This is a genomic window from Waterburya agarophytonicola KI4 (assembly GCF_020640915.1).
Classification (GTDB): domain Bacteria; phylum Cyanobacteriota; class Cyanobacteriia; order Cyanobacteriales; family Xenococcaceae; genus Waterburya; species Waterburya agarophytonicola.
On sequence record NZ_JADWDC010000011.1, the window covers coordinates 51,216 to 66,507 of the forward strand.

Here is a 15,292-nt window from a genome sequence, read left to right on the forward strand (position 1 = left end):
TGCTGCTTTGAGCGATCATAATATTGATGATATTTTTGGTACAATTCCCGATACTCCAGTTGTAGCCGAAGATGAACCAGTAGAAGATACTTCTCGATCTGAAAATATACAAGATGCTGTTGAATCAATTGAACAAATTTTTGATAGCCTCCCTAGCGTTGAAACTGCTCCCGCATCTTTAACTTTACCCGCCGAAAAAGCAGTTAAAAAAGCTGAAGTATTCCAGCCGAAAACAGTCAAACCTGCTAAATCGCCAAAAGCTGTTGCTAAATTGTCTGTCAAAGTAGATCTAGAGCGTTTGGAAAGAATGAATAACTTGGTTGGGGAGTTAACCATCAACCGTAATAGTCTGTCTCTGCAAAACGAACAACTACAGGAAAACGTCTCAGAATTAGGACAGAAATTTATCCGCTTTAGGGAAGTTACTCAAAAATTAAGAGAAATATCAGATCGAATAGTTTTAGAGCAACGTTCGAATAGTTTGCATCATTCTTCTTTATCGGTATCGGATCGATCCTCTTCAACTACTTCTCAAGATAACTTGACTGATTTTGATACCTTAGAAATGGATAGTTATAGCGGTTTATATGCTTCTATTCAAAATGTCTTAGAAGAAGTAGTACAGCTAGAAGAAAGTGTTGACGATATAACTATTTTTGCCAAGCAGTCAGATCGCACAATTAATAGCCAGCGTCAGATGTTGGGACAAATGCGAGATGAATTGATGTGGGTCAGAATGTTACCTCTAGATAAGATTCTACAGCGTTTTCCTCGCACTCTTCGAGATTTATCAACCAAGCATAAAAAACCAGTAGATCTCAAATTAAATGGAACTGGAGTATTAGTAGATAAAGCAGTATTAGAAAAATTATCCGATCCTTTACTGCATTTGTTACGCAATGGTTTCGATCACGGGATTGAATCGACTGAAATACGCACCAGTCAAGGAAAAGCTGCTAGTGGTACAATCGAAATCCATGCTTATTATCAAGGCAATCAAACTGTTATTGAAGTTAAGGATGATGGTAAGGGTTTAGATGTAGAAAAAATTGCCCAAAAAGGAATTGAGAAGGGTTTGATTTCGGCTGTTGAAGCGGAGAATGCAACCAAAGAAGAACTATATGACTTAATTTTTGAACCAGGATTTTCTACCGCCAGCAAAGTCAGCGAACTATCTGGTAGAGGGGTAGGAATGAATATTGTGCGATCGCAAATTGAAATGCTGAAGGGTAAAATCACCGTTACTTCTACTCCTGGGGAAGGTTCTAACTTTACTCTCCGTCTACCTTTGACTCTAACTATTGCTAAATTATTAGTATGTTCGTTGGGGACAACTGCATTTGCGATCGCTTCTGATAGTATCGAAGAAATTGTTATTCCCACAGAAGAACAAATTAAAATTTCTAACGAGCAAAAGTTTTTGTCTCTCAATAACAAACTCATTCCTATTTATTGTCTTCAGGAGATCTTAAACTATAATTGTCCCGTTCCCGATGTAGATGCAACTAGTAAAGCGTTTAAGACTATTGCTTCTCCTGAAGATTGGTTTGCACCGTTGTTGTTACTACGACGGGGACAAAAGTTATTTGCCCTAGAAGTAGTTAGCTTGGTTAGCGAGCAAGAATTAGTAATTAAACCCTATGGTAAAGCGATCGCAGCGCCGCAGTATAGTTATGGTTGTACTATTTTGGGCGACGGAACTCTAATTCCCACTTTTGATGGTGCAGCTTTGATCGGTACTATCTTAGGAGAAGAAGTAATATCCGTTGCTTCTGGGGTTAATTTTGCACCAGACTTAGAAATTGATAGTGAATTTGCAACCGAACAACTATCAAAGGAACAGGCGATCGATAATGGTAATAATACAGCTAATCATAAAATAGCATCTACCAAAACTATCATGGTGGTTGATGACTCTACAGCCTTGCGCCGTACTATGGCTTTGACTTTAGAAAAGCACGGTTATCGAGTTATTCAGAAGAAAGATGGTAAAGATGCACTAGATGGATTTAGCAAACATCCCAATCTGGATTTGATTATTTGTGATGTAGAAATGCCCACCATGAATGGTTTTGAATTTCTGGGTATGCGTCGTCGAGATTCCCAACTATCTAAAATTCCCACATTCATGTTAACTTCCCGCAGTGGCGCAAAACATCGTAATTTGGCAACACAACTGGGTGCGGATGGTTATTTTACTAAGCCCTATGTAGAACAAGAATTTATTCTAGAAGTCAACAAGATCTTAAACAATCAAAATAGCAATCGTAATAATAAGAAAGTTAGTTCCAGGGTAGTTAAGCAAAAAACTCTATTAATTATTGATGATTCTTCGGCATTAAGACGTACTTTAGCTCTTAGTTTGGAGAATAAAGGTTATAACGTTTTACAAGGACGAGATGGACTTGAAGGGCTGGACTTACTCCGCAAAAATTTGCAAACTAATTTAGTTATTTGTGATGTAGAAATGCCTAATATGAATGGCTTTGAATTTCTGACTGCTCGTCGCCAAGAACCAAACCTAGTTGGTATTCCTGTCGTCATGTTAACTTCTCGTAGTACGGATAAACATCGTTCTTTAGCTACTAACTTAGGAGCGAATGGTTATTTTACAAAACCTTATATTGAGGATAAGTTTATTCAAGATCTAGATGGTTTTATCAACAAGTATAGTAAGTAATGAATTAAGTAATGAATAATTTAACAGCAGATATTAATTCAAGATTAATATTAGAGAGTAAGAAAACTTCTATAAATATAAAATTATTGGTATTTGACATAGGAAAATTGACCTTGGCATTGCCTATTTTGCAAGTACAAAAAGTTATCAAATATAATCCCCTTCACGGTAGTGGTTTGAGTTATGTTAATCTAACCCATTTCGATAATCGAGATGTTGCTATTGTAGACCTACATCAAAAGCTATTTAAGATTAGTCTTGCCGAAGTATCTTCTAATCAAGGATATTTTATAATAACCAAAAATATAAACACCGAACCACTGGGGATTTTTGTATCTGAAGCTCCTGCATTAATTGATGTAGCGACAACAAAAATACGCCTCATTCCCGATTCTTATCGTCATGCAGATACTCTAGAAATTGCCAGTCATGTGACGGCTATCGAAGGGGAAAATAATATTAATAAAACTATTTTTATTTTAGATTTAACCCGACTAATTTAATCAAAAAGGAAATTTTGCTCCAACAGTCAGATATTATTAGTTTACACTGTCCTCTAACTCCACAAACCCATCATTTGATTGATGACAAGGCGATCGCTTTAAATAAATGATAAATAGTAAATAATAAGTACTGATTTATCAGCACTAGTAACAATTAATTTTCCTCGTTCCTCGTTCCTTAAAACCATGGTTCCTTTAAAAGACGAAAACCCCATTAAAATCACACCTTATATTACTTATCTTTTAATCGCAATTAATATCTTGGTGTTTGTTTACGAACTTAGTTTAAACCCCGAACGGCTAGATGTCTTTTTTCATTTATTTGCGGTCGTCCCCAGAGAGTTAACGGGTAGTTTTAGCGGAGTTGATTTACATCAAAGTATCCCTGAAATAGTCACTCCCATCACTTCTCAATTTCTCCACGCTGGATTTACTCATATCGCTTTTAATATGCTCTTTTTGTGGATATTTGGCAATAATATTGAAGAACAATTAGGAAGAATCAAATTTCTAGTTTTTTATCTATCTTGTGGAATTTTAGCTGTATTCGCCCAATGGTTTTTTTCCGCATTGTCAGATGTTCCGTCTTTAGGTGCTAGTGGCGCGATCGCAGGAGTTATGGGAGCATATATATTGAAGTTTCCTCAAGCGAAAATTGTTACTTTAGTTCCTCTAGGTTTCTTTTTTCCAATTTTTAGAATACCCGCAGTATATTTTCTCGGCTTTTGGTTTTTGGAACAGGCTTTTAATGGTGTTACATCCCTTGAAGTAACTGCTAGTGTAGGAATGGAAAGTGGTGGTGTCGCTTATTGGGCTCACGCAGGAGGATTCATTGCAGGGGCAATTTTAGCACCGATACTAGGATTGTTTGCTTCCGATACTTCTTTGAAAGATGCTTCTTTGAAAATAGAATAGTGCGATCGCTAATCAACAAACAGGTTCTAAAGTTTGTGCTGAATTTAAAGCAAGATAAGGCTGAATTAACTCTGTTTTTTCTTGGGGAATGACAAAGTTATTGGCACAATCAAAACTATTCAAATAAAAGCGATTGTCCTCAAATTTATAAATATCGTATCTCCATGCTTTAAGCAACTGGTGAACGCGATCGCCTTGAGCGATACCTTCAATTAATAAAATAGGTCGATGGGTATTAATCGTATTTTCTGCTCCTAATAGTACTTGATATTCAAATCCTTCAACATCTATTTTGATGAATTCTGGCTCTAATTCAAAGCTATCGAGGGTTTTAACTTCAATATTTATTTTGGCTATTTCTAACTTGCTTTCGTTGAAAAAATAAACAGTTTTCTGATTCAGCCAACTTTCCGCCGACTGGCGATCACACGACCCCAAAGCAGTCATCACCTTTCCATTATAAACAGGATAATAAAAATCTAGAGATGTCTGTTTTTCTCCTATTCCTACAGGTAAATATTGAAAATTGGCAAATCTGGCTGCTAACTTATCTAGATAGGGATAATTGAGGGGATTTGGTTCAAAAGATGTTACTCGTGCATTAGATTTTAGGGTAAAAAAAGACAGGGCAGACATACCTACATTTGCCCCAATATCGACAAAAAGCTGAGGTTGATTTTGGCAAATTAATTTAAAAGCATTAAAATCTGGCTCGTGTACTTTTCCTAAATAGAAGTTAATAAAATGTTTGTTTTTTAAATTGTGAATTAACTCGTAAGTTTTGGGCGATCGCAATAACAAAGAACGTAATATCTTATTCATTGTTTTGTATCCTAAACTTGAAAATAGTTTGCATGTTTCTACTAACATCATAAGGTGTCAAAAATAACTTAGAGAGGATAGATTAATTTATGTGTTTATCTATGTCATTTGAAATTGACCTATGCAGCAGAGTTAATTAGTTACAAAGTGAATTTTCTTTAAATCGAGAAACTACGTATTGATGTCATACCAAGGAATATGAGTATTTTAAATAGTTGACATAACCGATTTTAAAGTCCTGTAGCTAAAAAAATTTTAAGATCGGCTTAATCTTTACTGCTTTTATCCGATAATAGGAACTACGGTTTTGAATACGGATTAGGAAAAGAGTGAAAAAGTTAATTCGCGGTCTAGATAAGTTTAGGGAAACATATGTTGATAGCCATCAAGAGCTTTTGGGGCAGCTTGCTCATAGTCAAACCCCCAGAGTTCTATTTATTACCTGTTCCGATTCTAGAGTAGCTCCTAACTTAATTACCGATACTGATGTTGGAGAACTTTTTGTAATTCGCAACGCGGGTAATATTATCCCTCCCTACGGTGCAGCTAATGGTGGTGAAGGCGGAACAATTGAATATGCCATTAATGCCTTAAATATCGAACAAATAGTCATCTGCGGACACTCCAATTGTGGTGCGATGAAGGGATTGTTGAAGCTCAATAAACTTCAAAAAGATATGCCCTTGGTTTATGACTGGCTCAAACATGCCGAGTCAACTCGTCGTATGGTGCAGGAAACTTATCCTCATTATGAAGGAGACGATCTGATTGAAGTTTTGGTGGCAGAAAACGTTTTAATTCAAATTGATAACCTCAAAACCTATCCCATTATCAGATCCAGACTCCATCAAGGTAGGTTGAAAATATATGCTTGGATTTATAATGTCGAAACAGGCAAAGTTCTAGCTTATGATGCTCGGACGCATACATATATTCCTCCTGAAGGACAGCTATTAGATGATGATGATACAGTCAGATCCTATGTATCTTGCGGTGACAATACCGCAGTAGTTCCCATCAAGAAAGAATTAGAAGCATTATTGAAAATATCTCCTGAAACCGAAAGTGCAGCCAAAGAAGCAACGCGATCGCTGGTAAGATTGTTTGATAAGGCACGACGGATGGGCATGAATAACATCGAACTACAAAACTATCATTCTCTCTTTTCTGAGTCGGTACAGCTTTGGGCAGAAAAGATTTATTCTAAAGTTTAAAGCAATAAAATAAAATATTATGGAAGTTATCCCAGCAATCGATTTATTGGGCGGTAAATGCGTTCGTCTATATCAAGGAGACTATAATCAAGCTTCGACATTTAGCAAGAACCCCGTCGAAGTTGCTCGTCAATGGGCATCAGAAGGAGCAACTAGACTTCATGTAGTAGATTTAGATGGAGCAAAATCAGGAAAATCAGTTAATTTATCCGTGATAGAAGCGATCGCTAAAGCGATTGATATTCCCGTACAAGTGGGGGGCGGTTTGCGCGATCGCGACGGAGTATCTAGACTATTAGACACAGGGGTACAAAGAGCTATTTTGGGTACTGTAGCGGTTGAAAAACCAGCATTAGTCACTCAATTGTGTAACGAATTCCCCAATCGCATTGTGGTAGGTATCGATGCTCGTAATGGTAAGGTAGCTACTAGAGGCTGGTTAGAAACTTCTGAAATAGAAGCCACCCAATTAGCTGCTAGTATGGCAAAAGAAGGTGCAGCAGCAATTATCTATACAGATATCCATCGTGACGGTACGCTTGCAGGACCCAACATGGATGCATTACGAGAACTAGCCGAGTCCATCGATATACCCGTAATAGCTTCAGGAGGAGTAAGTTCTTTAACTGATTTATTGAGCCTATTGAGTTTAGAATCTATTGGAGTAACTGGCGCGATCGTCGGTCGAGCGATTTATACTGGAGATGTTAGCCTCAAAGAAGCCGTACGGGCAGTTGGAGATGGGCGTTGGCAAGATGTTCCTCCTAATACGGGAAGCTCTATTGCTTAATATTAGTCGAATATGTCATGAAACTAAGTACCACATCTTATTTCCCTTTTCCCTTTTCCCAGACCAATAACCAATAATCAAATAGCTTACTATCCGTTATTAAAACTAGTCCTTCCTTCATGAACAGTTTTAACCCACTTAAGCCTTTTAGGACGAATAGACATTCTAGCGGTGATACTCAACATTACCACTTGCCAGTGAACCATATAAATTAAACCCCGTAATGACTTCCAAGTAATCTCAAGCAGTGTTGCTATATTAAAAGACTTACCTTCTGCAAGATTAATTCTGACCAAACCACGGAATATTCCTGTGAAACCCCAGGCAAATAATAATACCGTTATGGGGCTTAAAACTGGCAGACGATGACGGGCGATCGCCATGATACCATCTGGTACATTAGCTGCGGGGACGATATATTGCAGAAACATCCAGCATAATAAGTCAATTCTTTTGCCAAAACCCATCGGCGTGCCAAATATATAACGCCAGTAGTCGAGATAGCGTTGATAGCCTCCTTCTGCCCAACGGTTGCGCTGATGCCAAAGAGAAATAGTATCAGTTACGCCTTCCTCGTACACAGCAGGAGTTGAAAGTAAACCTATCTTCCAATTATCTAAATGCAAGCGAATGGTTAAATCTAGATCGTCGGTGATCGTTTCTTCATTCCAACCACCACAGCTATTTAATGCTTTGCGACTGACAAATTGACCGTTACCCCGTAATTCACCAATACCCCCTACCGCAATACGTTGTTGTTGGACGTAGCTATCTAGTGCCATTTCTGCTGCTTGTCCTTTAGTCCAAAAATTTTCGGTTTCGTTGGCGATCGCTTTTCTTACTTGTACCGCACCTACTCTAGACTCGGCAAACAAAGGAACAACTTTTCTGAGTAAGTCAGGAGAAACCTTAGCGTCGGCATCAAATACCCCGATAATATCGCCAAAAGTTTGGGGGACAACTTGATTCAACGCCCCAGATTTACCACCCCCAGCATTAGCAGCACGATGGACGACTTTTAGTTGAGGGTATTCTGCGGCGAGGCGATCGAGAATTGCGGGGGTATTATCAGTACTGCGATCGTCTATCGCCCAAATTTCGTATTTATCCCCAGGGTAGTCTAAGTTACAAAGCATTGCTACTAAATTGCTAATCACAGCTTCTTCATTTTTGGCTGCAACTAACAAAGATACTTTAGGAACAGATGCTGAATCTTCTAAAGGCAGAAGAATGTGAGAAATATCTGGTTTGGCGAAGAGATAGCGCAAGATCTGAATGCCTACTAAACCAGCAAAGCCCAAGACAAACCAAGATCCCCAAGAGACTAAATGCAGAGAGATAGTAACGATCCAAATAACCAGCAACAGAAAAGCAGCTTTTTGCCTGCGCCCTGCTAAACCCTGAAAAAAATCAGCCCGAAATTCTGCTTCCGCATCTTCAGAGTCTGATAATTCAGAGAGGAGAGAATTAATGGGGTCAAATTCTGATTCTGATTCTTTTTCGCGCCAATAATTCTCTGCCATAATTATTATTTTATTATTCCTACCCTGGGGTTTATAGAATCGAGATCGCGTCTATCGTACAATCTCGCTGGCTCAATTGTATCTAAATTTGTAAACTTTATTAACTAAGATTTAATATTTAATGTATTAGATCCAATTTTTTCTGGTTTATTCACCTTTTTTTGATGAGATTAATCGGCGATAATATTGAAGAGTTTTAATTTAAGTTAAATTTATAACAAAATTGTTACATGATGAATAGTGTGGAAATGGGATTGGCGTTGAGGGATGCTGCTTTACAAGGAGCTTATCCAATCACCGCGTTGGCGATCGCTTTGGCTTCAGTATTGTGGGTCGAAATAGTCAGGGATTTGTATCATACTCTATCCCATTTGTGGCAACCTTTATATCGCCTCCACGTTTGGCATCACAAAGTTTTTCGTCGCGATCTATCGGTGGTGAGCGATACTATTTATCGTCAGGCTCATTGGTACAATGATGTGCCAGAATCCCTGGTAATGCTGGTGTTTAGTATTTTACCCTGGGGTATTGTGCATACTTGGGAGATCGCCCCTCAATGGACGGCTGGGGCGGGATCTTTATATACTCTCACTTTTTTATTCGGCGCGATCGCTCGCGGGATGGGTATGCCGATGGTAGACGAGTTGACAGATCTGACTCATCGCCCAGGGGAGTTTACTAGTTTACCTTCCAAGTGGTTTGTCAATCGTCCCTATCATTGGCGACATCATTTTGATAACCAAGATGCTTATTTTTCTGGCACTCTAACATTAATCGATAAGTTACTCGGTACGGCACTATCTCTAAAAAACAAACGTATTGCAGTTACTGGGGCTTCGGGTACTCTAGGTAGGGCTTTATTGACTCAATTGCACTTAGCAGAGGCAAAAGTTACCGCCTTAACTTCTTCCCCAAAAGAGATTAGTTTGCATCTTTCAGGAGAGGAGTTACCCATTACTACTATATCTTGGGAAATTGGCAAAGAAGCAGAATTAATCGCTCAACTAGATAAAATTGATATTTTGATTATCAATCACGGGATTAATGTTTACGGAGAAAGAGATGGAGATGCGATCGCCAAGTCTTATGAAATTAATACCTTTTCCACTCTACGATTGATAGAAGCGTTCTATAAAACCATTAAAAGCGATCGCGATAAAATTAGAAAAGAAATCTGGGTTAATACCTCCGAGGCGGAGGTAAATCCCGCTTTGAGTCCTTTATATGAGTTGAGTAAAAGAGCGACAGGGGATATTGTTACCATGAGTCGTTTAGATGCCCCCTGTGTTATACGCAAACTAATATTAGGACCATTTAAAAGTAAGCTCAATCCTGTCGGGGTAATGTCTGCTGACTGGGTAGCCAAGCAAATTGTCAATCTAGCAAAAAGAGATGTTCGCAACATCATCGTTACGATCAATCCCTTAACCTATATTCTTTTCCCCATCAAAGAATTCTGCGTTGCCAACTACTTCCGCCTTTTTAGCAACCCAACCAACAAACATTAAAATCCCTTTCCTAATTTCCCAGCCTTTTTCAGATATTCCCGTTGTCGGCGACGATCTTCTAAACGGGCTTTTTTTTCTGGAGTTAGTTGATGGTAACAGTGGGGACAGGAAATATCTGATTCATAATGGGGAGATTGTTTATCTTCTTCTGATATGGGATGCCCGCAACCATAACAAAGCTGGTGACTTCCAGGTTCTAATCCTTCTTTGACTGCGACTCTTTCGTCAAAAACAAAACATTCTCCCTCCCACATACTCTCTTCAGGAGATACATTTTCAAGATATTTAAGAATACCCCCTTTGAGGTGATACACCTCTTTGAATCCTTGGGAAAGCATATAAGAAGAGGCTTTTTCGCAACGAATTCCTCCAGTACAAAACATCGCTACCTTGGGATGTTGAGTGGGATCGAGATTGCCCTCTATATATTCAGGAAATTCGCGAAAAGATTCCGTATTGGGGTTCTTTGCTCGTTGAAAGCTGCCTATTTCTACTTCATAGTCATTTCTCGTGTCTATTACCACTACCTCAGGATCACTAATAATCTTATTCCAATCTTGAGGATCGACATAAGTACCTACTTGTTGGTTGGGGTTGACTTCTGGCAAACCAAGAGTAACTATTTCTGATTTAATTTTTACTTTTAATCTAGAAAAAGGTAGCTTTTGGAATGTAGATTCTTTGTGTTCTAGATCTGCCAAATTTTCCAGACTACGGAGATAAGCTAAAACATCGGCGATCGCTTTTTGGCTTCCTGAAATCGTGCCGTTAATGCCCTCTTGTGCCAAGATAATCGTACCTTTAACCCCTAATTTTCGACACAAAGCCAAAATCTCTGCTTTTTTAGTTTTTAAGCCAGTAATGGTCACAAATTTATAAAAAGTAGCAATAAGATAAGTCATGTCATTTAACATTGGTCATTTAATCTGCAACACCCTAAGCAGGAGGAAATTTTTGGTCTCGAACTTCGGTAGTAAACTCTTCTACCGCACTAGTAATTACTTGCCGTAGATTGACATAAGATTTAGCAAAGGGCGGTTGTTTTGCCGATAAACCCAAAAAGTCGGCAGTTACTAACACTTGTCCATCACATTTATTTCCCGCACCAATGCCAATAGTAGGAATTGCCAGCTTATCAGTAATGGTGGCTGCCAGATCCTGGGGAATATGTTCCAAGATAATCGAAAATGCTCCCGCTTGTTCTAGGGCGACGGCGTGATCGACAATCAAATTAGCTTCCTTTTCAGTTTTTCCCTGTTGTCTGTAACCCAATACCCGAAATGATTGGGGAGTCAAGCCCACATGACCCATAACAGGAATACCAATAGCAGTCAACTCTCTAACTATCTCCAACATTTTAGGATGTCCGCCTTCTATTTTAATCCCAGATGCACCTGTTTCTTTGAGGACTCTTCCTGCTGCTTCGATGGCGCGATCGAGATTAACTTGATAGCTCATAAAGGGAAGATCGCAGACGACTAACGCACGGTTAACCCCCCGACAGACTGCTTTGGCATGATGAATCATTTCATCGAGGGTGACGGGCAAAGTACTATCGTATCCCAAGCCAACCATTGCCAAAGAATCACCTACCAAAATTAGATCAACTCCTGCTAGATCTAATATCTCTGCCAAACTATAGTCCCAAGCTGTCAGGGAAATAATCGATCGCCCTGTTTGTTTCCATTTAATTAATTGCTGTATAGTTACTGCCATTGCGATCTAAGCTGGATCTAATAAATTTGCTCTGCTATTTTCCCATTGTAGAAGTTAATTTAATTGAAATATTAATCAGCATATGGCAAAACTAACCTTACAAAATCTCCAAAAAAAATATCGTCCTGATGTTATTCCTGTTAAAGATATCTCTTTAGAAATTAATGACGGCGAGTTTTTGACTCTACTAGGTCCTTCAGGATGTGGAAAATCGACATTATTGCGGTTGATTGCAGGTTTAGAAGCTCCCACTAAAGGACAGGTGATTATTGGAGAAAAAAACGTCAATCGCACCCCTCCAGGCGATCGCAATATGGCTATGGTATTTCAAAGTTATGCCCTCTATCCCCACATGACCGCAGCAGAAAATATAGCTACTGCTTTAAAATTGCGTAAAATGCCCGTAGATGAAATTAAACGGCGAGTCAACGAAGCTGCTCAAAAGTTAGAATTAACTAGTTTACTCAATCGCAAACCAGGGCAAATGTCTGGAGGACAAAGACAAAGAGTAGCCTTAGCCAGAGCTTTAGTCCGCGATCCTGAAGTTTTTTTATTGGACGAGCCTTTAAGTAATTTGGATGCTCTATTACGGGAACAAGTTAGAGCGCAAATGAAACAGTTATTCAAGGAGCAAAACAAGCCTGTAGTTTATGTTACCCACGACCAAACCGAAGCCATGACTCTTTCTACTAAAGTGGCAGTGCTAAATCAGGGTACGATCCAACAATTAGATCCCCCCAGTCGCATTTATTCCCATCCTGCTAACGAGTTTGTCGCTAGTTTTGTTGGTAGTCCCCAAATGAATCTACTCAACCTCTCTTGTCAAGAAAACAGAGCAATCTTAGGAGAATATCAACTAGCTTTACCTAGATTTGCCAACAATCCAACTCGGATCGTCTTGGGAATTCGCCCAGAAGATGTAACCATTGCCTCTAATGAAGCAGAAACAACTATCATGGGTCGAGTTTATTTAGTCGAACAATTGGGTAAAGAAAATTTAGTCAGTATCAAAATTAATAACTCCGAAAAAACGATTAGAGCATTGTTATCCAGGGAGGAAGATTGGCAAGATAAAACTATTTCCCTCGCTCTCAACCCTAGTAAAATTCATTGGTTCGACCTGGAAACAGGCGATCGCCTTGGCTGAAAAGTATCCTTTATTGATTATCAACAACTAATAAGAATTTTTTACATGAATTATGCTGATTTTTGGTATGTGTTGGCGTTTTTTGTTTTGCTATCTCAAATAGTAGCTACTGCAATTTTGTTATCTCGCTTACTCAAAGGAGCAAAAAGACGATCTCCTTTGTTACCCCAAGTAGCAGATCCCGATCTCATGGGAAAAGTAAGTGTTGTTGTACCCACTCTCAATGAAGCTGAAAGAATTAGTCCTTGTTTGGCAGGTTTGAGTCGTCAAAGTTACGAACTACGAGAAGTTATTGTCGTAGATAGCAATTCTCAAGATGGTACCCCTGATTTAGTGGTGACAGCGCAACAAAATGATCCTCGATTTCGTGTTATGACAGACGATACTCTCCCCCCTGGATGGGTTGGTCGTCCTTGGGCTTTACATACGGGATATTTAAACATATCAAAGCATAGCGAGTGGTTTTTGGGTTTGGATGCGGATACCGAACCACAACCAGGCTTAATTGCTAGTATCGTTAGGGTAGCAGAAGCGGAAGGCTACGATATGGTTTCTTTAGCACCCCAGTTTATTTTGCAATATCCAGGGGAATGGTGTTTGCAGCCCGCACTCTTGATGACGCTGCTATTTCGTTTTGAGTCGGCAGGAGTTGATGCGAGTAGTTCCAGTCGAGTAATGGCAAACGGACAGTGTTTTTTGTGCCGTCGTTCGGTATTGGCAAAGCTTGATGGCTATACCACTGCTGCGGGTTCGTTTTGCGATGATGTTACCTTAGCTCGCAACATTGCAACGGCTGGTTATAAAGTAGGCTTTTTCGATGGCTCGAAGACGATTAAAGTCAGAATGTATCAGGGAGCAAAAGAAACTTGGCATGAATGGGGGCGATCCCTCGACCTTAAAGATGCTGCGAACTCCTCTCAAGTATGGGGCGATCTATTATTTCTTTTGTGCGTCCAGGCTTTACCTCTACCAATGCTGTTGTTGAGTGCTTGGTTATTATATTTTGGCAACACCTACCCCACAATAGTAACCATATTTAGTTTAAATGCTTTTTTGTCTTTATTACGTTACGGAATGTTAATAGCGATCGCTCCTTCCTATTCTGGATCTTCCTTTTTCTTTTGGCTATCTCCTTTTGCCGATATCCCAGCAGTCTTACGCATCTTTTTATCCTCCCTCAACAAGCCAACAAAATGGCGAGGAAGGAGTTATTTGTGAAATAGTAAATCAAGACTGACTATTGAGCAACAGATTTAATCTGGAAGGTTCTGGCTTTGGGTAAGGATTTGCCTTGGGATAGAGATGATTTAATCAAATAAGCCAGGACTTGTTGCGCTTTGTCGAGAGCTTGTTCGTAAGACTCTCCATGAGTATTTTGATTATTCCATTCTGGAAGGCTGGCAACAAAACAATTATCTTTTTGCGACCATTGAATCACGATTGAGTAATTATCATTCATTATTATTAACTTCCCCAAACTACAAAAAAGTAACGGACGTTTAACTATCATCTCTGTTATAACCTCTGTTGTTGCATTGGGCATTAGTCAATTACTATTGGTCAAAACATTAATTAAAAAAACTGATGAAAAAATTACTAGTAACGGGAGCAAGCGGTTTTTTGGGTTGGAATTTGTGTCAAACTGCTTCCCAACAGTGGGAAGTATCTGGAACTTATTTTAGTCAAAAAGTTAACCTGCCTAAAGTAAATTTATTTAAGAGCGATCTTAGGAAGTATCAAGAGATAGCAGAAGTGTTTAAGACAATTAAACCCGATGCTGTAATTCACACTGCTGCTGCTGCCAAGCCTAATTTTTGTCAAACTTATCCCGAAGAATCCTATGCAATTAATGTTACTGCGTCGATTAATATTGCTCGTTTATGTAATGAATATAAGATCCCCTGTGCTTTTACTTCTACTGACTTAGTTTTTGATGGAAAAAATCCTTTTTATAAAGAAAGCGACCCCGTTTCTCCTATTTGTTATTACGGAGAACAAAAAGTAACTGCTGAAACAAAGATGAGCGAAATCACTGAGGATCTTGCCTTATGTAGAATGCCCTTAATGTTTGGACGGGCTTCTCCTGTTTCTCCTAGCTTTATTCAAGGAATGATTAGTAATTTAAAAGAGGGAAAAGCAATCAATTTATTTACCGATGAATTTCGTACTCCCGCTAGTGCGACTACTGCATCGGCTGGTTTATTGTTGGCAATCGAACAAGAAATAAAAGGAATATTACACTTGGGAGGAAAAGAAAGAATATCCCGTTATCAGTTTGGCTTATTGTTAGCAGATATCTTGAGCTTACCTAAAGAGCTAATTAAACCAGGCAAACAAGCAGATGTAAAAATGGTAGCAAAGCGATCGCCCGATACTTCTTTAGATAATAGCAAAGCTTTTGCCCTTGGCTATCAACCCTTGTCTTTAAAGCAAGAGTTAAAAGCAATACAATAGTTTGTTGATGGGCTTACTAT

The 15,292-nt window shown here is 39.0% G+C and carries 14 protein-coding genes and 1 pseudogene; 10 read left to right on the forward strand and 5 right to left on the reverse strand.

What is annotated here, in order from left to right:
- From I4641_RS06635 to I4641_RS06650, 4 genes and pseudogenes are all read left to right on the forward strand, one after another.
- Window positions 1–2,680: hybrid sensor histidine kinase/response regulator (locus I4641_RS06635; protein WP_229639691.1), on the forward strand; the 2,680-nt coding region annotated here is incomplete at its 5' end.
- Between the two features lie 11 nt (window positions 2,681–2,691).
- Window positions 2,692–3,183, forward strand: coding sequence for a chemotaxis protein CheW (locus I4641_RS06640; RefSeq protein WP_229639692.1), 492 nt, complete (start codon window positions 2,692–2,694; stop codon window positions 3,181–3,183).
- Between the two features lie 8 nt (window positions 3,184–3,191).
- Window positions 3,192–3,290, forward strand: a pseudogene (locus I4641_RS06645) (NAD(P)-dependent oxidoreductase); the annotation flags it as partial.
- Window positions 3,291–3,369: 79 nt separating this feature from the next.
- Window positions 3,370–4,098 carry a rhomboid family intramembrane serine protease gene (locus I4641_RS06650; protein ID WP_229639694.1) on the forward strand — a complete coding sequence of 243 codons (729 nt, stop codon included), beginning with the start codon at window positions 3,370–3,372 and terminating at the stop codon, window positions 4,096–4,098.
- Between the two features lie 12 nt (window positions 4,099–4,110).
- On the opposite strand, the gene I4641_RS06655 is transcribed toward I4641_RS06650, so the two are convergent.
- Window positions 4,111–4,920 carry an FkbM family methyltransferase gene (locus I4641_RS06655; RefSeq protein ID WP_229639695.1) on the reverse strand — a complete coding sequence of 270 codons (810 nt, stop codon included), beginning with the start codon at window positions 4,918–4,920 and terminating at the stop codon, window positions 4,111–4,113.
- Between the two features lie 329 nt (window positions 4,921–5,249).
- Between I4641_RS06655 and I4641_RS06660 the strand changes: the two genes are divergently transcribed.
- A complete protein-coding gene (locus I4641_RS06660) occupies window positions 5,250–6,134 on the forward strand; it encodes a carbonic anhydrase (RefSeq protein ID WP_229639696.1) in 885 nt (294 codons plus the stop codon).
- 19 nt (window positions 6,135–6,153) lie between these two features.
- Window positions 6,154–6,924, forward strand: coding sequence for a 1-(5-phosphoribosyl)-5-[(5-phosphoribosylamino)methylideneamino]imidazole-4-carboxamide isomerase (gene hisA, locus I4641_RS06665; protein WP_229639697.1), 771 nt, complete (start codon window positions 6,154–6,156; stop codon window positions 6,922–6,924).
- 89 nt (window positions 6,925–7,013) lie between these two features.
- Here hisA and I4641_RS06670 read toward each other — a convergent pair whose 3' ends face one another.
- A complete protein-coding gene (locus I4641_RS06670; RefSeq protein WP_229639698.1) occupies window positions 7,014–8,447 on the reverse strand; it encodes a glycosyltransferase family 2 protein in 1,434 nt (477 codons plus the stop codon).
- 248 nt (window positions 8,448–8,695) lie between these two features.
- Between I4641_RS06670 and I4641_RS06675 the strand changes: the two genes are divergently transcribed.
- Window positions 8,696–9,955 (forward strand): bifunctional sterol desaturase/short chain dehydrogenase, encoded by a 1,260-nt coding sequence (locus tag I4641_RS06675; RefSeq protein WP_369426733.1) that lies wholly within the window; start codon window positions 8,696–8,698, stop codon window positions 9,953–9,955.
- On the opposite strand, the gene trhO is transcribed toward I4641_RS06675, so the two are convergent.
- On the reverse strand, window positions 9,952–10,857 hold the full coding sequence (trhO, locus tag I4641_RS06680; RefSeq protein ID WP_229639700.1) for an oxygen-dependent tRNA uridine(34) hydroxylase TrhO: 906 nt from the start codon (window positions 10,855–10,857) through the stop codon (window positions 9,952–9,954). The two genes, I4641_RS06675 and trhO, sit on opposite strands and share 4 nt — an antisense overlap.
- A gap of 34 nt (window positions 10,858–10,891) precedes the next feature.
- Window positions 10,892–11,671, reverse strand: coding sequence for a 3-methyl-2-oxobutanoate hydroxymethyltransferase (gene panB, locus I4641_RS06685; protein WP_229639701.1), 780 nt, complete (start codon window positions 11,669–11,671; stop codon window positions 10,892–10,894).
- An 82-nt stretch (window positions 11,672–11,753) separates the two neighbouring features.
- Between panB and I4641_RS06690 the strand changes: the two genes are divergently transcribed.
- Window positions 11,754–12,818 carry an ABC transporter ATP-binding protein gene (locus I4641_RS06690; protein WP_229639702.1) on the forward strand — a complete coding sequence of 355 codons (1,065 nt, stop codon included), beginning with the start codon at window positions 11,754–11,756 and terminating at the stop codon, window positions 12,816–12,818.
- Window positions 12,819–12,863: 45 nt separating this feature from the next.
- Window positions 12,864–14,036 carry a 2'-O-glycosyltransferase CruG gene (gene cruG, locus I4641_RS06695; RefSeq protein WP_229639703.1) on the forward strand — a complete coding sequence of 391 codons (1,173 nt, stop codon included), beginning with the start codon at window positions 12,864–12,866 and terminating at the stop codon, window positions 14,034–14,036.
- A gap of 19 nt (window positions 14,037–14,055) precedes the next feature.
- On the opposite strand, the gene I4641_RS06700 is transcribed toward cruG, so the two are convergent.
- Window positions 14,056–14,277: a type II toxin-antitoxin system HicB family antitoxin gene (locus tag I4641_RS06700; protein WP_229639704.1), complete on the reverse strand. Its 222-nt coding sequence runs from the start codon at window positions 14,275–14,277 to the stop codon at window positions 14,056–14,058.
- A 125-nt stretch (window positions 14,278–14,402) separates the two neighbouring features.
- Here I4641_RS06700 and I4641_RS06705 point away from each other — a divergent pair, with 125 nt between their 5' ends.
- A complete protein-coding gene (locus I4641_RS06705; RefSeq protein ID WP_229639705.1) occupies window positions 14,403–15,272 on the forward strand; it encodes an SDR family oxidoreductase in 870 nt (289 codons plus the stop codon).
- Window positions 15,273–15,292 lie beyond the last annotated feature (20 nt).